21 protein-coding genes are annotated in these 18,421 nt (G+C 69.3%); 3 read left to right on the top strand and 18 right to left on the bottom strand.

Annotated features, from left to right (window positions below):
• Positions 1-20: 20 nt before the first annotated feature.
• The 6 genes from KLK06_RS16165 to KLK06_RS16140 form a co-directional block, all read right to left on the bottom strand.
• Entirely contained in the window at positions 21-1,571 is a 1,551-nt protein-coding gene (locus KLK06_RS16165) for an extracellular solute-binding protein (RefSeq protein ID WP_250905536.1), read from the bottom strand.
• On the bottom strand, positions 1,568-2,197 hold the full coding sequence (locus KLK06_RS16160) for a YesL family protein (protein WP_250905535.1): 630 nt from the start codon (positions 2,195-2,197) through the stop codon (positions 1,568-1,570). The genes KLK06_RS16165 and KLK06_RS16160 overlap by 4 nt, the downstream gene beginning before the upstream one ends.
• A gap of 123 nt (positions 2,198-2,320) precedes the next feature.
• Positions 2,321-2,977 (bottom strand): DUF1961 family protein, encoded by a 657-nt coding sequence (locus tag KLK06_RS16155; RefSeq protein ID WP_214636297.1) that lies wholly within the window; start codon positions 2,975-2,977, stop codon positions 2,321-2,323.
• Complete coding sequence (locus KLK06_RS16150) at positions 2,974-4,047, bottom strand: LacI family DNA-binding transcriptional regulator (RefSeq protein WP_214636296.1); 1,074 nt, start codon at positions 4,045-4,047, stop codon at positions 2,974-2,976. The genes KLK06_RS16155 and KLK06_RS16150 overlap by 4 nt, the downstream gene beginning before the upstream one ends.
• 133 nt (positions 4,048-4,180) lie before the next feature.
• Positions 4,181-4,465: an ATP-binding cassette domain-containing protein gene (locus KLK06_RS16145; protein ID WP_214636815.1), complete on the bottom strand. Its 285-nt coding sequence runs from the start codon at positions 4,463-4,465 to the stop codon at positions 4,181-4,183.
• 25 nt (positions 4,466-4,490) lie between these two features.
• Positions 4,491-5,162, bottom strand: a complete 672-nt coding sequence (locus KLK06_RS16140) for an acVLRF1 family peptidyl-tRNA hydrolase (RefSeq protein WP_214636295.1) — start codon at positions 5,160-5,162, stop codon at positions 4,491-4,493.
• Between the two features lie 126 nt (positions 5,163-5,288).
• Between KLK06_RS16140 and KLK06_RS16135 the strand changes: the two genes are divergently transcribed.
• Entirely contained in the window at positions 5,289-5,522 is a 234-nt protein-coding gene (locus tag KLK06_RS16135; protein ID WP_214636294.1) for a hypothetical protein, read from the top strand.
• Here the strand turns inward: KLK06_RS16135 and KLK06_RS16130 are convergent.
• The 7 genes from KLK06_RS16130 to KLK06_RS16100 form a co-directional block, all read right to left on the bottom strand.
• On the bottom strand, positions 5,519-6,124 hold the full coding sequence (locus KLK06_RS16130; RefSeq protein ID WP_214636293.1) for a response regulator transcription factor: 606 nt from the start codon (positions 6,122-6,124) through the stop codon (positions 5,519-5,521). The genes KLK06_RS16135 and KLK06_RS16130 overlap by 4 nt on opposite strands.
• The gene (locus KLK06_RS16125; RefSeq protein ID WP_214636292.1) at positions 6,121-7,254 is read right to left on the bottom strand and encodes a sensor histidine kinase; all 1,134 of its coding nucleotides are present in this window, start codon (positions 7,252-7,254) and stop codon (positions 6,121-6,123) included. Before KLK06_RS16125 ends, KLK06_RS16130 begins: the two co-directional genes overlap by 4 nt.
• The gene (locus KLK06_RS16120; protein ID WP_214636291.1) at positions 7,251-7,985 is read right to left on the bottom strand and encodes an ABC transporter permease; all 735 of its coding nucleotides are present in this window, start codon (positions 7,983-7,985) and stop codon (positions 7,251-7,253) included. The genes KLK06_RS16125 and KLK06_RS16120 overlap by 4 nt, the downstream gene beginning before the upstream one ends.
• A complete protein-coding gene (locus KLK06_RS16115) occupies positions 7,985-8,869 on the bottom strand; it encodes an ABC transporter ATP-binding protein (protein ID WP_214636290.1) in 885 nt (294 codons plus the stop codon). Before KLK06_RS16115 ends, KLK06_RS16120 begins: the two co-directional genes overlap by 1 nt.
• A 69-nt stretch (positions 8,870-8,938) precedes the next feature.
• Positions 8,939-9,544 carry a carbonic anhydrase gene (locus KLK06_RS16110; protein ID WP_214636289.1) on the bottom strand — a complete coding sequence of 202 codons (606 nt, stop codon included), beginning with the start codon at positions 9,542-9,544 and terminating at the stop codon, positions 8,939-8,941.
• Positions 9,545-9,587: 43 nt separating this feature from the next.
• On the bottom strand, positions 9,588-10,433 hold the full coding sequence (hisG, locus tag KLK06_RS16105) for an ATP phosphoribosyltransferase (protein ID WP_214636288.1): 846 nt from the start codon (positions 10,431-10,433) through the stop codon (positions 9,588-9,590).
• Positions 10,434-10,495: 62 nt separating this feature from the next.
• Entirely contained in the window at positions 10,496-10,759 is a 264-nt protein-coding gene (locus KLK06_RS16100) for a phosphoribosyl-ATP diphosphatase (RefSeq protein ID WP_214636287.1), read from the bottom strand.
• Positions 10,760-11,084: 325 nt separating this feature from the next.
• Between KLK06_RS16100 and KLK06_RS62330 the strand changes: the two genes are divergently transcribed.
• Complete coding sequence (locus KLK06_RS62330) at positions 11,085-12,110, top strand: cytochrome P450 (RefSeq protein ID WP_214636286.1); 1,026 nt, start codon at positions 11,085-11,087, stop codon at positions 12,108-12,110.
• Between the two features lie 84 nt (positions 12,111-12,194).
• The gene (locus tag KLK06_RS16090) at positions 12,195-13,385 is read left to right on the top strand and encodes an MFS transporter (RefSeq protein ID WP_214636285.1); all 1,191 of its coding nucleotides are present in this window, start codon (positions 12,195-12,197) and stop codon (positions 13,383-13,385) included.
• Between the two features lie 98 nt (positions 13,386-13,483).
• Here the strand turns inward: KLK06_RS16090 and KLK06_RS16085 are convergent, their stop codons facing one another.
• The 5 genes from KLK06_RS16085 to sufC form a co-directional block, all read right to left on the bottom strand.
• On the bottom strand, positions 13,484-15,298 hold the full coding sequence (locus tag KLK06_RS16085; protein ID WP_214636284.1) for a DEAD/DEAH box helicase: 1,815 nt from the start codon (positions 15,296-15,298) through the stop codon (positions 13,484-13,486).
• A 315-nt stretch (positions 15,299-15,613) separates the two neighbouring features.
• On the bottom strand, positions 15,614-15,973 hold the full coding sequence (locus KLK06_RS16080) for a metal-sulfur cluster assembly factor (RefSeq protein ID WP_214636283.1): 360 nt from the start codon (positions 15,971-15,973) through the stop codon (positions 15,614-15,616).
• Entirely contained in the window at positions 15,970-16,410 is a 441-nt protein-coding gene (gene sufU, locus KLK06_RS16075) for a Fe-S cluster assembly sulfur transfer protein SufU (RefSeq protein WP_214636282.1), read from the bottom strand. The genes KLK06_RS16080 and sufU overlap by 4 nt, the downstream gene beginning before the upstream one ends.
• Positions 16,411-16,412: 2 nt before the next feature.
• Positions 16,413-17,675, bottom strand: coding sequence for a cysteine desulfurase (locus KLK06_RS16070; protein ID WP_284735017.1), 1,263 nt, complete (start codon positions 17,673-17,675; stop codon positions 16,413-16,415).
• The gene (gene sufC, locus KLK06_RS16065; RefSeq protein WP_214636281.1) at positions 17,672-18,418 is read right to left on the bottom strand and encodes a Fe-S cluster assembly ATPase SufC; all 747 of its coding nucleotides are present in this window, start codon (positions 18,416-18,418) and stop codon (positions 17,672-17,674) included. Before sufC ends, KLK06_RS16070 begins: the two co-directional genes overlap by 4 nt.
• Positions 18,419-18,421: the final 3 nt, after the last annotated feature.

The following is an 18,421-nucleotide window of genomic DNA, read 5'->3' as shown; positions in this document are numbered from 1 at the left end:
CCCGGGCCCCTCGGGCGAGGTCAGTTGCCGAGCTTGGAGACCAGGTCGTTGGTCTCGGCGGCGATCTGGGTGCCGCCGTTGTCGTACCAGCGCTTGATCTCGGCCTTCAGCCCCGCCTCGTCGATCGCGCCGGAGATGAACTTGATCCGGGCGTCGGTGATGATCGGGTCGAGGGTCTGGCCCTTGGCGATGGCGGTGGGCGGCATGACCGGGAGCGCCGGGTTGTGCACGGCGGTCTTCAGGTCCTCTTCGGCCAGCTTGTTGCGCAGCGTGACCTGGTCCTGGTGCGGCTTGTCCGCGTACAGGTCCGGGTAGGCGCCGAGGCCGACGCTGGCGGTGGTGCCGAGCTGGATGAACGCCTTTTCCACGTCCTGCTGGACGACCTTGATCTTGGGGTCGTCCTGGTTGATGCGGGCGGCCGAGCCGTCCTGGACCTTGAAGTTGCGGCCCTCGATCCCGTTGCTCAGCAGGATCCCGCCCTCCTTGGAGGCCATCTTGTCCAGGACCGTCAGCACCTCGTCGAGCTGCTGCTCGGTCTGCACGCTCTGCCTCGGGATGGCGATGACGCCGTTGTAGCCGGTGAAGGGGTAGGAGAATTTCTTGCCGTCGGAACGCTTGAGGTTGCCGACCGTGACGACCTTGTCGAAGTCGTTGGGGTCCTTCTCCTTGAGCAGGTCGAGGAGGTTGGTGCCACGGACGTTGACGTCGATGATCATGCCGCCCTTGCCCTGGACGAACGGGTCGTTCCACTTGGCCGAGTCGAGGGTGGCGTAGTCGGGGTTGACCAGGCCCTCGTCGACCATCTTCTTGACGAACTTGTTCGCCTCGATGAACTCGGGGGTGTCGAAGCCGGGGACGAGCTTGCCATCCCGCTCACCCCAGACGTTCGGGGCACCGAACCAGGTCTCGATCACGTCGTACGGGCTGGCGCTGCCGTACTGCGGGGACGGCCACTTGGGGATGATCAGGCCGTAGGTGTCCTTCTTACCGTTGCCGTCGGGGTCCTTCTCCGTGAACGCCTTGGCGATGTCGTAGAGGTCGTCGACGGTCTCAGGCGTCTTCAGCCCGAGCTTCTCCATCCACTGCTTGTTGATCACGACGGCCGAGCGGAGCAGGGGACGGATCCGGTAGAGGCCGTAGATCTTGCCGTTGGTGGAGGAGTTCCGGACCGTCCGCGCGTCCCGGTTCTTCAGGTTCGGGTACTTGTCCAGCTTGTCGGTCAGGTCCCAGAACGCCCCGGCCTGGGCGGCGCGGACGAACGACGAGGTCTTGTCACCCTGGATGACCATGATCTGCGGCATCTTGTCCGAGGCCAGCGTGACGTTGGTCTTGTCGTTGTAGTCGGCGTTGGGCACCCAGGTGATCTGGAGCTTCTTGCCGACGAGCTTCTCGACCGCCTGCTGCATCTCGCCCTTGGGGTCGGGGGCCGTACCGAACAGCGGGACCATCATGGTCACCGTGCTGCTGTCGGTCTCGCTTCCCCCGCCGCCGCTGGAGCAGGCGGACGCGAGAAGAGCAGCCGTTAGCGTCAACACACCGGCGACCAGCCGGCGTCGACGAGATGCGCTCATGAGTTCCCTTTCGAATGCAGGCGCGCCTCGTTCTCCTCGAAGAAACGCAGGCAGAGCCACGTGTTGAGATAGATCCACGCACCGACGCTGATCACCGCTGCGAGGACGGGCGCCGCCGAGGTCACGAAGACGATGGCCGCGAGCGCGAACAGCAGCAGCACTGATGAGGCGGGCCGAGTGAGCGCTAACATCGACGCCTTGGGTACGTAAGCCCAGAGCGGCAAGTCGTAGTGCGCGTAAAGCGGCCCAAGATAGGACCCCACTCCGGCCAGCGCCACCAGCGCCAGGAGGGTCGCGATCCGCAACGCTCCCGAGCCGGGCCCGAGAGCGGAGAAGTACAGGTAGTTGCCCACGAGGACGGTGGCGAGCACCGCCACCGGCAGGATCAGCAGCGAGGCACGGACGAACTCCCGCCGGTAGACGGTCCAGAATTCGGTCCAGGCCTGAATCGATTCACCCCGGGCATGCCGCCGAGCCAGCGTGTAAGCGGCTACGGTGGCGGGCCCGAGGCCCAGGATCACGCCACCCGCGAGGGTGAACAGGATCCACAGGAGGTTCAGACGGGCTGCCCAGATCAGCTCTGAGCAGGCGGCTTGAATCCTGATCGACGTGGCGGGATGGTTCATCCGGCACCACCTTCTCGTGGCGTGTGCGCGGACACGGGGGTGGAGTATTGCGCCGCCGTTCCTAGCCCGTTTCGTACGAGTGAACGGCGGTTGGTGCGAAATTAGTGTTGAATCGACTCAAAGTCAATGACGAGAAACCCGCAGATTCGCATACTCCCCGATCATCGGGGCCATCTGCCGGAACCCGATCTTGCCGCCCACCAGCGCAGGGCCACCCGTGCTCCCGTCGTCCGTCCAGCGGAACGAGACGACATCGTTAATCGAGAACGTGATCACGCCGCCCTCGACGTCCAGGCGCATGGCGTACGGACCGTCGGCGTCGAGCACCGCGGGCAGCGGGTCGGCACCCTGCGCGACCAGGTGAAACCCATGGCTCTTGCGCAGGTTGCAGGTGTGCAGGGCGCGCTCCGACGACCACATCCGGCGGAAGTAGGACACGTGGTAGGCGTCGATGTCGCCGTGGTGGTACTGCTCGTACGGCCCGCCGCGCGGCGCGAGGCCGGGGTTGAACAGATCCTCGCCACCCCGGCCGCGGGCATGGAAGAACATGATGCACAGCCCCGGCTCCCTGACCGGCCAGAAGTCCCATTCGATCCGCACGTCGGCGGGTAGCTCCTCGGGGCACCAGAGCACCACGTTCGCCGCCTGCCCGTCGGCCGACGGCCGGAGACTCTCCAGCCGCATCCGCCCCATGGGGAACGTCGTCGCCCCGTCCCCTTCCAGCCGGAACCCGGCCAGGTCGCCGGGGCCGGCGAGCGGATTGCGGTAGATCTCCGTCAATGAGGGCTCCTGTGCAGGTCGCTGGACTGCCGGACCACCAGGTCCGGCTGGAAGATGACCTGCCGGTGCCGGTGCAGCTCCGGCTCGGCGACCTCCTCCAGCAGCAGGTCGATGGCCGTCCGCCCGAGCAGCTCACGCGGCTGGCGGACCGACGACAGGGGCACGGTCGCCGCCGCGGCGAAGTCGATGTCGTCGTAGCCGACGATCGCCATGTCGTCCGGCACGCGCAGCCCTCGCGCGGCCATGGCCTGCAGGAATCCCAGGGCGAGCAGGTCGTTGGCGCAGAAGGCGGCCGTCGGCCGCTCCCCCGAAGGCAGCGCCGCCACCCGCTCTCCCGCGCTCCGCCCGTTGGCGACGCTCAGCGCGGGCATGAACCAGGCGACCAGCTCGACGCCACCACCCGGCCCCATGCCGCCGCCCGGGTCGACTCCCCCGCCCGGCTCGGTGTCGCCCGCCTCGGTGACGGCGCTGGTGAAGCCCGCGTGCCGGTCGGCCACCTGCTTGATCGACTGCGGTCCGCCCACGAACAGGATCTTGCGGTGTCCCCGCTCGATCAGGTGCGATCCGGCGATATGACCGCCGAGCCGGTCGTCGACCGCCACCGAGCACTGCAGCCCGGTGGCGGCGCTGTCGACCAGCACCACGGGCGTGCCCCTGGCGGCGAGCTCGGCCAGGCGCGGGTTGCCCGCGTCGACCGGCGTGATCAGGATGCCCATCACCCGCTGCTGTTCGAGCTGGTAGAGGTGGCGCAGCTCACGGGCCGGGTCGGCGGCGCTGTTGCACAGCACCACCATGGTGTCGTGCTCGTCGGCCAGGCTGTCGGCGCCCTGCGCGACGTCGGCGAAGAACGGGTTGGCCACGTCCAGCACGATCAGGCCGACCGTGCGGCTGCGGCCGACCCGCAGGTGGCGAGCCACCTCGTTGCGGACGAAGCCCAGCTCGCGGATCGCGTCGAAGACGCGTTCACGCGTGGCGGGGGAGACGATCTCGGGGCGGTTGAGCACGTTGCTCACGGTGCCCACGGAGACGCGTGCCCGCTGCGCGACCTCCTTGATGTTCGTGGTCGCCATTGATCCTCACGTGGCCGCTCCGGGGTTGAACGGGCCTCATCATAGCCGTACACGTGATCTTTTTGAATCGACTCAAGCCGATGAGATACCAATTCGCTTGCCGTCGCGCATCAGATCGCTGATCACGAGGCCGTCATCGCTCCCCACGGCGTACGATGCCGCTCTCGTACGCGAGAACCACGAGCTGTACGCGATCACGCAGGTGAAGCTTGGCAAGGATCCGCCCGATATGCGACTTGACCGTCGCCCCGGAGATCGTCAACGACCCGGCGATCTCGGCGTAGGGGCGGCCGTTGACGGTGGCCGTCCCGGCGCTCGGGCGGTCGAGGCCCACGATCGCGCGCATCGTGGTGGACTTGCCGGCGCCGTTGGGCCCCAGAAAGCCGGTGACCTGACCCGGCCGTACGGAGAAGGACAGGCGCTCAGCGTGTCAGCCTCAGGTCTTACGAGCCCCCGTCGGTGGCGGGTGGGTCCACCACGCGGATGCGCACTGCGCGGAACAGCGCGGGCGTGTCCTTGAGTACGGTGAGCTTCGGGTCGGGGACGACGAGGAACGGTTCGGTCTCCAGCGCCAGCAGGCCGGCCAGGCGCCGGTCGGCGCGCAGCGCGTCCACGGCCCTGCGGTCGCCGCCGAGCACGACCGCGTCCAGCTCGCCCTGGCACGGCGACAGGACGCGCAGCACGGTCTCGGCCGCCGCTTCGAAGGCCTGGCCCGCCTGGTTCTGCCTGCGTCTGGCGAAGCGCTGCTGCGACCACCCGCCCGCCGCGGTACGTCCCTGGACCAGCCGCGACCCGACCTTGGACGTCACCAGCCGCGACCCGTGGAACAGGCCCGCCGCGTAACCGCCCATCCGCACCAGGATGACCCCCACGTGCCGCTCTGCCCGCGCGTGGGCGACGAGCCTGCTCACGTACGGCGGCCCGACCTGCAGAGGCGGAAAGGGCACGTACAGCTCCGCCAGCGCCCCGTCGGCGGCCACCAGGCGCACGACCCGCTCGTCACCGGCGGCCTCGAACGGGCCATGCCGGTCGGCGAAGCCGTCGATCCACGGGTGCACGCGCTCGGGCACCACGGACACCCACCGCCCGCCACCCTTCGCCGGTCGCGCACTCATGCCGGAAGGCTATCCGTACGGAGACCGTGCCCACGCTTCCCTGGGGTCGGGAATTCCGTGGGAAATATCAGTGAATTTCGCTTCAAGCCACTTCTGCCCGACCTGGCGCACCACCATCATCGCTTCGTGTCCTCCCTGCTCACCAGCCCCGTCGAGGACCTCGACACGGGCGCCGTCATCGCACGCCCGGCGGTCATCGACCCGGCGGGCTACCTCCGGGCCGATCCGCTGCCCATGGTGCTGGAGCTGCCCATGCGGATCGTGCTGGCGGGCGCGGGAGCGCTGGCTCCGCTGCACGAGGCGATGCGGCGGTCGGGCAGGCACCCGCGCGACGCGGTGCCGGCCGAGCTGCGCTATTAAAGCCAGCCCTGGGTCTTGGCGCGCTGGACGGCCTCGATGCGGTTGCGGGCGTGTGTCTTCTGGATGGCCGACGACAGGTAGTTGCGTACGGTGCCCTCCGACAGGTGCAGGTGCCGGGCGATGTCGCCGATGGTCGAGCCGTCGGCCGCGACGGCAAGCACGTCGCGTTCGCGGGCCGACAGCGGGTTGGGTCCCGCGCTGAGCGCCGCCGCCGCCAGCCCCGGGTCGATGACCCGCTCCCCCGCGTGTACGCGCCTGATCGCCGCCGCCAGCTCGCGGGCCGGGCTGTCCTTGACCAGGAAGGCCACCGCACCCGCCTCCATGGCGGTCCGCAGGTAGCCGGGGCGGCCGAACGTGGTAAGGATCATCACCCGGCAGCCGGGCACCTGCGCGGTGATCCTGGCGCCCGCGCTGAGGCCGTCCATGACGGGCATCTCGATGTCGAGCAGGGCGATGTCCGGGCGTTCCTGGAGCGCGACGGCCACCGCCGCCTCGCCGTCGGCCGCCTCACCGACGACCTCGATGTCGGGCTCCAGGCCGAGCAGCGACGCCAGCGCGCCGCGTACCATGCCCTGGTCCTCGGCCAGGATCACCCGGATCACGCCGCCGCTCCCGCGGGGACCAGCACCCGCAGCCGGAAGCCCGCCCTGGCTCCCGGACCCAGCTCCACGGTCCCGCCCGCGCCGCGCACCCGCTCGGTCAGGCCCTGTAAGCCGCTGCCGAGCCGGAACGGCTCCTTGCCCTGCCCGTCGTCCATGATCTCCAGGATGGCGTGTTCGCCGTCGTACGTCACCTCGATCTCGCAGCGACGCGCCCGCGCGTGCCGTACGACATTGGTGGTGCCCTCGCGCACCGCCCACCCGAACAGGCCGTCGAGCAGACCGGGCAGCGGCGTGCCCGAGATCCGCACCAGCGGCTCCACGCCCGCCGCCCGCAGCACGGATCTGGCGTTGTCGAGCTCTTCCGGCAGGCTGCGCTGGCGGTAGCCGGTCACGGCCTCGCGCACCTCCGTCAGCGCCTGCCTGGCCACCGACTCGATGTCCTGGATCTCCTTGAGCGCCCGCGGGGAGTCCTCGGCCAGCCGCCCGGCCAGCTCGCTCTTGAGCACGATCAGCGAGAGGCTGTGGCCGAGCAGGTCGTGCAGGTCGCGGGCGATGCGCAGCCGCTCGTCCGCCGCGGCGAGCCGGGCCACCTCGCCCTGCGCGTCGCGTAGCTGCTGGGCCAGGACCCTGGTGTTGCGTACGCCGATGAACAGCACGCCCAGCGTGACCACCTGGAGGCCCAGTATGGCGATGGTGGTGCCGTCATCGTCGTGCAGCAACCCGCAGCCGACGACGACCGCCAGCATGGCGAGGATGCCCAACCCCGCCCGCCGGGGCGGCAGGATCATGGAGAAGAGCACCGTGGCGTAGACGGGCAGGCTCAGCCAGCCGGAGCCGAAGACCAGCGCCGAGCCCACGGCCAGCGTGATGGTGAGGGCGAGCAGCGGGTACGTCGACGGCGACGGCTCCCTGAAGTTGCGCGGGCTCAGGACGGTCGCCAGGTACGAGACCACGAACGCGATCAGCGACAAGGCCGCCCAGACGGCCTTGGTACCGGTGACCTCACCGGACACGATCTCCGCCACCGGGAAGACCAGGTAGATCAGCCCGAAGGAGATCCCGAACAGCCGCCGGTAGCGGGACGAGTCCTCTCTCGTCCCGCCGAAGGTCATCCGGTGGGTCCAGCTCATGCCCGAACAGTAGCCCGCCGGTAGGCGTACGCGGCCGCGCCCCCGAGCACGACCGCCCACGCCACCACGATGAGCACGTCGGACATCGGCAGGCCGTTGCCCGCGATGACGTTCCAGCCGAGATTGGCGTAGTGGTAGGAAGGCATGAAGTGGGCGAGGGTCCGCATCGTGCCGCCGATGGCGTCGATGGGGAACCAGAGTCCGCCGAGCAACGACAGGGCGAACATACAGATCATCGCGGCGGGCTGGGCGGCGTCGGCGCTCAGCAGCGAGCCGATGAACAGCCCGAGCGCGATGAACGGGATCGTGCCGATCCACAGCGACAGCAGCAGCGGCAGCCACTGGCCGGCCGGCATCGACACACCCTGCTGCAGCACGGCGGCCGCGCTGACCAGCAGCAGCGACGGCAGCACGAGGAGCATCGCGGCGCCGAGCTTGGTGACGATGATCGCCCAGCTCGGCAGCGGGGTGATCTGCAACTGGCGCAGCCAGCCGGACTGGCGCTCCTGCGCCCAGGGCACGGCCGAGCTCATCATGGACGAGGCGAGCGCGCCGTAGGCGGCCATCGACACCAGCAGGTAGGTGCTCATCCGGACGCCGCCGGCGTCCTTCTGGTCGCCGTAGATGTTGGCGTTGATCAGGTAGAACACGACGGGGAACAGCACCACGAAGATGATGTAGCGCCGGTTGCGCAGCATCCGCAGCGCCTCGGTCTTGGCGTAGTAGAGCATCAGGACTCCCTGGTGAGGGCGAGGAAGGCGTCCTCTAGGTCGGCGCCGGAGAGCTGCAGGTCGCGCACGTCGAGCGTGGTGCCCCGGTAGAGCCCGGCGAGGGTCGCGTCGGTGTCGGAGGTACGCAGCGTGGCCGTTCCGGCGGCGACCTCGACCGCGGTGACGCCGGGCAGCAGGTCGAGCCCGGCCGCGGGCTGCTCACCGAGGGTGAAGCGGACGGCATGACCGCCGACGTCCGCCTTGATCTGCGCGGCGGTGCCGTCGGCCACCACCTTGCCCCTGGCGATGACGATCACCCGGTCGGAGTGCTCGTCGGCTTCCTCCAGGTAGTGCGTGGCGAACAGCACGGTCCTGCCGCCCGCCGCGTAGCCGCGCATGCTCTCCCAGAACCGCAGCCGCGACTCCACGTCCATGGCCGCGGTCGGCTCGTCCAGCAGCAGCGCCTTGGGCGCGCCCGCGATCGCCAGGGCGAACCTGACGCGCTGGGACTGGCCGCCGGACAGCTTGTTCGCGCGCCGCTTCACCAGGTCGGTGAGGTCGGCCAGCTTGAGGATCTCGTCCAGGTCCAGCGGCTCGGGGTACAGCTTGCGGACCAGGTCGATGAGCTCCTTGACCGACAGCTCGGGGATGAGCTGGCCGCTCTGCAGCATGGCGCCCATCTGGCCGGCCGCCACGGCCTGTCGGGGCGTACGGCCGAACACGCTGACCGTCCCCCTGGACGGTCGCAGCAGGCCGAGCAGCATGTTGATGGAGGTCGACTTGCCGGCGCCGTTGGGGCCGAGCAGGGCCACGGTCTTGCCGGGCTCTATGGAGAGGGACACATCGTCGACGGCAAGGACGTCCCCGTAGTCCTTGCTGACGTGGTCGAACACGATGGCGTTCATGAGGTCAACGGTAGGATCGTGGATCTTGCCTGGTTAGTGCGTTACCTCCGGGGTTGGCGGTGACATTTGTCAGGCGACGCGCCGCACCAGTCCCGTGTCGAGGCTGTAGTAGGCGCCGACCACGGTGGTGGCCTTGCCGGATAACAGGGCGTCGGCTCTCAGGCTCGCCACCGTCCGTACGGTATGCGCACGGACCATCGCGTCCACCTCGCCCCCGGAGCCGGTGTAGACGGGTTCGACGGCGGCGACGATGCTGGGCAGCTCGCCGGGCAGCGTCTCCCGCTCCCGCAGTGCCCTGGCCGCCGCGGAGATGGCGCCGCAGCGCTGGTGTCCCAGGACGACGACGAGCCTGGCGTGCAAGGCCTGCGGGCCGAACTGGACCGCCGCGGTGACGAGCCGGTCGACGGTGTGCGCCGCCGTACGCACGACGAGCAGATCGCCCAGTCCGGCGTCGAAGACGACCTCGGGCGGCACCCGCGAGTCGATGCACGACAGCACCACCGCGTACGGCGACTGGCCCGCCGCCACCTGCCTCCTGCGGTCGGGGTCCTGGCGCGGACGGCGGGACGCGCCCGCCGCCCAGCGCCGGTTGCCGCGCTGCAACGAAGCCCACACCTGCGCCGCCGCGGCATCACAGAAGGGGAGATAACGGGGGGCAAGCGATTCGTCACGCACAGCTAGGTGATTCCCGGACGGGACATCACCTAGCGGACAGATCTCACAGGCGGCAGGCGTAGATGTCGGTGGCCAGGATGGCCCTTGCCCCGATCTCCCAGAGCTGGTCCATCACCTGCTGGTGCCCGCGCCGCCGGACCATCACGCGGACGGCGACCCAGCCCTCGCGGTGCAGCGGCGAGACCGTGGGCCCCTCCATGCCGGGCGTGAGCGCGATGGCCTCCTCGATCCGCTCGGCGCGGATGTCGTAGTCCATCATCACGAAGTCGCGGGCGTGCACGACGCCCTGCAGGCGGCGGACGAGCTGCTCGATGCCGGCGTCCTCCCCGTTGCCCTGCTGCTTGATCAGCACGGCCTCGGAGCGCATGATCGGCTCGCCGAACACCTCCAGGCCGACGTTGCGCAGCGTGGTGCCGGTCTCCACGACGTCGGCGACCGCGTCGGCGACGCCCAGCCTGATGGCGGTCTCGACCGCGCCGTCGAGCTTGATGACGCGGGCGTCGACGCCGGACTCGGACAGGTATTTGCCGAGCACCCCGGCATAGGAGGTGGCGATGCGCAGGCCGTCGAGGTCCTTGACCGACGTCATGGCACCGGCCTTGGCGGCCAGCCGGAAGGTGGAGCCGCCGAAGCCGAGCGGCATGATCTCCTCGACGGGGGCGCCGGAGTCGACGCGCATGTCGCGGCCGGTGATCCCGGCGTCGAGCATGCCCTCGCCGACGTAGACCGCGATGTCGCGGGGGCGCAGGAAGAACAGCTCGCAACCGTTGTCCTCGTCGACGACGACGAGCTCCTTGCTGTCCCTGCGGGACCGGTAACCGGCCTCTTTGAGCATGGTCTGGGCGGCTTCACTGAGCGCGCCCTTGTTCGGTACGGCCAGACGCAACATGGCTGTGTGTCCTTGATGTCTCGCGGGCTGGTAGGTGTACGGGCTGACGGGCGCGGGGCGCCCTAAAGATGCTTGTACACCTCGTCCAGCCCGATGCCCTTGGCGAGCATGAGCACCTGCACGTGGTAGAGCAGCTGGGAGATCTCCTCGGCGGCTCGGTCACTCGACTCGTGCTCGGCGGCCATCCAGCTTTCGGCGGCCTCCTCGACGACCTTCTTGCCGATGGCATGGACGCCGGCGTCGAGCGCGGCCACGGTGCCCGAGCCCGCGGGCCGGGTGCGTGCCTTCTCTGACAGCTCGGCGAACAGCTCTTCGAAGGTCTTCATGATCTCTCTCGTCGGTCGGCAGGCGTGCGTGACAAGCCTAGTCTGCGCGCACGGGTCACCGGCCCGTTGTCCGCCACGCGAGACGACCGGGCGGCTATAGCGCACTGTTGACTCCCACATCTTACTCATCTATTGTCACACGGGCTAAATCCATTAATTGGAGCAATTTTTAGCGGTATATGGAGACTTGGTGTCGACGGAAAGTCCCTTTCCACATTCGCTCCGTGTCCTACTAAAACCGGAAACACTACGTAATCCAGCTCCCGTCTATGCCGCCTGGCGCGAAACGGACCCGTTCTTCTGGTACGGCGAACTCGGCACCTGGGTGCTCACCCGATATGCCGATTGCGCCGCCGTACTCAAGGGCCTGGATCGCTTCACCTCCGACTGGCGGCGGCTCGGCGAGCGGATGCCCGCCGAGCTGGTCATGTTGCAGACCGTCGATCCGCCCGACCACCCGCCCGTGCGGCGGCTGCTCACCGCCGCCTACCGGGCCCAGGACCACGCGGCGCTGGCCGAGCGCACCTCGCAGCGGGTACGGCGGCGCCTGGCCGGGCTGGCGGGCGCCGAGTTCGACTTCGTCCACCAATTGGCCATCCCGCTGACCGTGGAGACGATCTGCGAGGTGCTGGGAGTCGATCCCCCGGATCTCGACTGGCTCAACTCCGTTTCCCCGCCCGTCATCGACACCATGGACGGCGGTCTGCGCCCCGAGGTGATACCGGCGGGCATGGCCGCGCGGGCCGAACTCGATGAGTTAATGGAACGCTGGATGGTCGACCATCATCCGGGTGGCATGTTCGCGTTTATCAGCGGGCGTACCCGTGAAGCCGATCGCCGGCTGGTGCTGAATTCACTCCGATCGACCTTCCACGCCGGCTTCGAATCCTCTGCCCGGTTGCTGACGCTCTCACTCCTCGCCCTGACTGACAATCCTGGCAGCATCCACGAATTCTCCAAAAATCCCGATTTAGCTGTTGAAGAGCTGATCCGCTACACCAGTCAGGTCCAGGTGCTCGCCCGCGGCTGTCTGGCCGACACCGAAGTCGGCGGCAGAAAGGTCCGCGAGGGAGAGGGCGTGACGCTGATCATCGGGGCCGCCAACCGCGACCCGGCCGTCTTTGCCGACCCCGACGTCCTGCGGCTGGGCCGCTCCCCCAATCCCCACCTCGGGTTCGGCCGCGGCCTGCACGCCTGTCTGGGCGCCGGTGTCGCCACGATGCAGACCAGGGCGCTGTTCACGGAGCTCGCCCGCGGCTACCCGGCCGTCCGGCCGCGCGCCGAGCCGGTGATGTGGGACAGCGGCACCCTGCGAGGGGTTCGGACTCTGCCCGTAGACCTGGGGAGGTGATCCCACATGCGGTACGCCTACTGACCGAATGGTCGCCGTGGCCCGGGCCGGCCACGGCGACCGACATCACCTGGGGGGAACTCGATGAACCAGCCGGCGGCCGCCCGAGCCCGCTACCGTGACGCGCTAGCCGTGCCCGAGTTCCGGGCGATCTTCCTGTCGCACGTCATCTGCATGCTGGGCACGATCGTGACCCAGTTCGCCCTGACCGTGCTGGTCTACCGCCAGACCCGCTCGCCCTTCCTGGCCGCGCTGGTGTTCACCGTCGCGTTCGTCCCCTACCTGTTCGGTGGCGTGCTGCTGTCGGCGCTGGCCGATCGAGTGGCCATCCGGCGCCTGCTGGTGGGCTGCAACCTGACGACGGCCGCGCTGGCCGCGGCGATGGCGCTGCCCGGCTCGCCCGTCGGCGTGGTGCTGGTGCTGGCGTTCGGGATGGGCCTGGTGGCCCCGGTCTTCGCGGGCGCGCGGGCGGCGTTGCTGCCGCGCATCCTCGACGGCGACGTCTACATCGCGGGCCGCAGCCTGTTCCGGCTGGTGGCGCAGGGTGCGCAGGTGGGCGGGTTCGCTCTCGGCGGGCTGCTGCTCATCGTGCTGACACCACGCGCCGCGCTCCTTCTGAACACCGGCGCCTTCCTGGCGTCGGCGGCGCTGCTGGCCGCGGGGGTCAAGGCCCGTCCCGCCATCACCTCGGCCACCTCGCTCTCGCTCGTCCGTGACTCGCTGACGGGGCTGGGGAAGATCTTCCGGCTGGTACGGCTGCGCCGCGTGCTCGTGTTCGGCTGGGCCGTCCCCGCCATCGGGGTGACGCCCGAGGCGCTGGCGGCGCCGTACGCCCAACTGGCCGGATTCGGCACCGTGGGGCTGGGGCTGCTCATGTCGGCGCTGCCGGTCGGCACGGTGCTGGGTGAGGTGCTGTGCCTGTGGATCCCCTCGCCCGCCCGCCGCCTGCGGCTCGTTGTGCCGCTGGCGCTGCTGATGTTCCTGCCGCAGCTCGCCTTCGGCCTGCGTCCCGGGCTGCCGCTCGCGGTCGGGCTGCTCGTGCTGTCGGGTATGGGGCTGGCCCACCACCTGGGGCTGGACCAGCTCCTCATGGACGCGGCCCCGGAGCCGGTGGTGGGCAGGGCGCTGAGCATCCAGACGGCGGGCCTGATGTTCTGGCAGGGCATCGGCTTCGCCGTGGCGGGCTCGGCCGCCCAGTTGGTCGCGCCGCCGGTGGTCATCATGGCCGGAGCGGTGGTGGGGCTCGTCATAGTGCCGCTGCTCCGGCCCCGATGAGACGCGAAAATGGCGCTGCCCGCCGTACCCCCGCGAAAGGGGTACGGCGGGCAGCGCCGTGTGTCGATCAGCGGTGGGTCACTGGTGACCCGCCGGTGTCAGCGGTCGAAGCGGCGGCTGGTGCCGCTGCGGAAACCGCCGTTGCCGCGGTCGTCGGAGCGGGCGGGGCGGTCGCGGTCGGCCGTGAACGGACGGCCACGGTCGCCACTGGGGGCGCGGGTGCCGCGGTCGTCCGAGCGGAAGCCACCCTGACGGTCGTTCGAACGGTAGCCGCCGCCCTGACCACGGTCGTCGGAGCGGGGGCCGCTCTGACGGTCGTCGGAGCGGAAGCCGCCACGCGGGGCGTCCGTGCGGGGGGCACGGTCGTCCGAGCGGAAGCCGCCGCCACGCGGGCCACGGTCACCGCCGCGGAAGCCGCCGGCCTGGCCGCGGTCGTTGTTACGGTCGTCGCCGGTCGTGCGGGGCTCCGGCGTGCCGCCCTCGTGCCGGCGCGGGTAGCGGTCGTCACCGTCGTGACGACGGGGACGCCGGTCGTCGCCCGCGACGAAGGGGCGCTGGCCGTCCTCGTGGCGGCGCGGACGGCGCTCGCCGTCGAACTCACGGCGCGGACGGCGGCCGCGACGGTCGGAGCCACTGTGGCCGCCTTCACGGCGGGGGCGCAGCGGCTTGCGGACGTCGGGCTCCCAGACGGGGACGGGCTCGCCGCTCGGGATGCGAGCGCCGGTCACCTCGGACAGGCGCGGGTTGCCCGGCTCGGCCTTGAGGCGGAACGGGTGGATCCCGGCCCTGCGGGTGAGCTGGTCGGTCGAGCGGCGCTCGCTCGGCAGCACCAGCGTGACGACGGTGCCCTTCTCGCCGGCGCGGGCGGTGCGGCCACCGCGGTGCAGGTAGCTCTTGTGGTCCTGCGGCGGGTCGACGTGCAGCACGAGGCTGATGTTGTCGACGTGGATGCCGCGCGCCGCGACGTCGGTGCAGACCAGCACGTTGACGGAGCCCTCGCGGAACTCGGCCAGGATGCGGGTGCGCTGGTTCTGGCGCTTGCCGCCGTGCAGGCCGCCCGACTTGATGCCGACGCGGGCCAGCTGCTTGCACAGCCGGTCGACGCCGTGCTGGGTGCGGACGAAGATGATCGTACGGCCCTCGCGGTTGGCGATCTCCGCGGTGACGTCGAACTTGTCGTCACGGGTCACCTGGATCACGTGGTGCTCCATGAGCTCGACCGGGGAGGTCGCGGGCGCCACGGAGTGCGTGATCGGGTCCTTGAGGAAGCGCCGCACCAGCTTGTCGACGTCGCCGTCGAGCGTGGCGGAGAACAGCAGCCGCTGCCCGTCGGCCGGGGTCTGCGCGAGCAGCTCGGTGACGACGGGGAAGAAGCCGAGGTCGCACATGTGGTCGGCCTCGTCGAGGACGCTGACCTCGATGTCGCCCAGCGAGCACTCACCCTGCCGGATGAGGTCGCCCAGGCGGCCGGGGGTGGCGATGAGAACGTCGACGCCACGGCGCAGCGCCTCGATCTGCTTGCCCATCGACATGCCGCCGACGATGACCTTCATGCGCAGGCCGAGGCCCCGGCCGAGCGGCTCAAGGGCGTCGTGCACCTGGAGCGCGAGCTCACGGGTGGGGACGAGGATCATCGCGCGGGGGCGACCCGGGGTGGGCCGGACGCCGGAGATGCGGGCCATGAGGGGCAGGCCGAAGGCGAGGGTCTTGCCGGAGCCGGTCTGGCCGCGGCCGAGCACGTTGGCGCCGGTGAGGACGTCGGGGATCGTCGCGCTCTGGATGGGGAACGGGCTGGCTATGCCCTGCTTGGCCAGTCCGGTGATGAGCGGCTTCGGCAGGCCGAGCAGCTCGAATTCGGACGGACCCGGCTCGGGGGTGTTCTCGTTGAGCTCGGGCAGGACAGCGTCAAGCATGGTCACGAACTTCGTGCCTTTCAGTCAGAGTGGCGCGTCACTTCTGCGAAAAGGACGAGCCGGGACGTACGGCGGAGCCGTACTTTCATTGCGAGGCGCGGATGGTCGGCATCCGCTGGGTGGGGACTGGCCCGGAGGACGGGCCGTCTACGCGCACCCATTTGCCGGCCGCAGGCGGCGTGAAACGCACGTTGGTGCGTTAGGTGCACGTGTTGCCAACACGGGGAAGACACCATGTATTCCCCGAGTAGTCCGAGATTCAGACTTCGGCAGGCTGAAGCGGCTGACACCAAGATGCCAGCCCTACAGCAATGATCAGACGTTGAAGCCTAGCATACGAAGCTGCTCGCGCCCTTCGTCAGTGATCTTGTCCGGTCCCCACGGCGGGAGCCAGACCCAATTGATCTTAACATCCGAAACCATGCCCTCGAGCGCGGAATGCGCCTGATCCTCGATGACATCGGTCAGCGGGCAGGCCGCGCTGGTCAGCGTCATGTCGATGGTGGCCACCGGCCTGCCGCCCTCGGCGGGGTCGAGGTTGAGCCCGTAGATCAGGCCCAGGTCGACGACATTGATGCCGAGCTCGGGGTCGACGACGTCCTTGAGCGCCTCCATGACCTCATCGACGGTGGCCTCACCATCGAACCCGGTCGGCGTCTCCACCGGCTTGCTCATCGCGCAGCACTCCTCACAACAGCGTCCTTGTAGGCCATCCACGACAACAGCGCGCACTTGACCCGCGCGGGGAACTTGGCCACGCCCGCGAACGCCACCGCGTCACCGAGCACGTCCTCGTCGGCCTCCACCTTTCCCCTGCCCTGCATGAGGCGGGTGAACTCGTCGACCACGGACAGCGTGTCCTCGACCGTCGAGCCGGTGGTCAGCTCGTGCAACACCGAAGCGGCGGCCTGGCTGATCGAACAGCCCTGCCCGTCGTAGGAGACGTCCTCGATCTTGCCGCCGTCGCCCAACTTGACCCGGAGCGTGATCTCGTCGCCGCACGTGGGGTTCACGTGGTGAACCTCGGCGTCGTACGGGTCACGCAGCCCCCGCCCTTGCGGGTGCTTGTAGTGTTCCAGGATCAGTTCCTGGTACATCGACTCGCCGATCATGGCTATGCGAACACCTTCTGAACATGATGGAGGCCGCGGACCAGGGCGTCGATCTCGCCCGTGGTGTTGTACAGGTAGAACGACGCCCGGGTGGTCGCCGGTATTCCGAACCTCAGGTGGAGCGGCCGGGCGCAGTGGTGCCCGACGCGTACCGCGATGCCGAACTCGTCGTCGAGCAGCTGTCCGACGTCGTGCGGGTGGATGCCACCGAGCGTGAACGACAGGATGGCGCCCCGCTGGTCGAGGGACTCGGGCCCGATCAGGCGCAGCGTGGGGACCTCGCGCAGCGCGTCGAGCGCGTAGGCCGTCAGGCCGCGCTCGTGCGCCTCGATGGCCTCCATGCCGACGCCGGTCAGGTAGTCGACGGCCGCGCCGAGACCGATGGCCTCGACGATCGGCGGCGTGCCCGCCTCGAACTTGTGCGGCACCGGCGCGTACGTCGAGTGGTCCATCCAGACCGCCTCGATCATCTCGCCGCCGCCCATGAACGGGGGCATGGCGTCGAGCAGCTCGGCCCGGCCCCAGAGCACACCGATGCCCGAGGGACCGACCATCTTGTGGCCGGTGAAGGCGACGAAGTCGGCGCCCAGCTCGGCCATGTTCACGGCGTGGTGCGGGACCGACTGGGAGGCGTCGAGCATCACCAGCGCGCCCACTTCACGGGCCCGGCGCAGCACATCGGCCACCGGGTTGATGGTGCCGAGCACGTTGGACTGATGCGCGATCGACACGATCTTCGTGCGCTCAGTGATCAGTCCTGAAATATCCGAAATATCAAGGCGACCGTCGTCCGTGACACCGAACCACTTGAGCGTCGCCCCGGTGCGCTGCACCAGGAACTGCCACGGCACGATGTTGGAGTGGTGCTCCATCTCGGAGATGACGACCTCGTCGCCGGGGCCGAGGGTGAAGCGAGGGTCGGTGTTGGCCGGGTTGCCGAAGGAGTAGGCGACCAGGTTGAGCGCCTCGGAGGCGTTCTTGGTGAAGATCACCTCGTCGCGCGACGGAGCGCCGATGAAGTCGGCCACCTTGTCACGCGCGCTCTCGTAGGCCTCGGTCGACTCCGCGCCGAGCACGTGCATGGCGCGCCCGACGTTGCTGTAGTGCATCGCCAGGTGCTCGCGCATGGTCTCGACGACCGCGGTGGGCTTCTGGGAGGAGTTGCCCGAGTCGAGATAGACGAGCGGACGCCCGCCGGGCAGCTCGCGGGAGAGAACCGGGAAGTCCTTCCTGATCCTCTCCACGTCCAAGCTGGTGGAAGTCATACAGATGCCTTCGTGTACTGCTCGTAGCCCTCGGCCTCGAGCTTGTCGGCCAGCTCCGGCCCGCCCTCCTCCACGATCTTGCCACCGGCGAAGACGTGCACGAAGTCGGGCTTCACGTACCGCAGGATGCGGGTGTAGTGCGTGATCAGCAGGACACCCGTGTCACCCGAGGCGCGGAAGCGGTTGATGCCCTCGGACACCACGCGCAGCGCGTCGACGTCGAGCCCGGAGTCGGTCTCGTCGAGCACCGCGATCTTCGGCCGGAGCAGCTCCAACTGGAGGATCTCGTGGCGCTTCTTCTCGCCGCCGGAGAAACCCTCGTTGAGGTTGCGCTGGGCGAACGCGGCGTCGATGGCCAGCGCGTCCATGCCGCTCTTGAGGTCCTTGGCGAACTGGCGCAGCTTGGGCGCCTCGCCGCGGACCGAGGTCACCGCGGTGCGCAGGAAGTTGGACACCGACACGCCGGGGACCTCGACCGGGTACTGCATGGCGAGGAACAGGCCGGCGCGGGCCCGCTCGTCGACGGTCAGCGCCAGCAGATCGACGCCGTCGAGCAGCACCTCGCCGCTCGTGATGGTGTATTTCGGGTGCCCGGCGATGGCGTAGGCGAGGGTGGACTTGCCGGAGCCGTTGGGCCCCATGATGGCGTGGGTCTTCCCCGACTGCACGGTGAGGTTGACGCCGCGCAGGATTTCCTTGTCCTCGACGGCGACCTTCAGGTCACGGATCTCAAGGGTGGACATGTG

It is taken from the genome of Nonomuraea sp. NEAU-A123 (assembly GCF_018603905.1).
GTDB lineage: Bacteria > Actinomycetota > Actinomycetes > Streptosporangiales > Streptosporangiaceae > Nonomuraea.
This window is presented reverse-complemented; position numbering and strand designations above follow the sequence as displayed.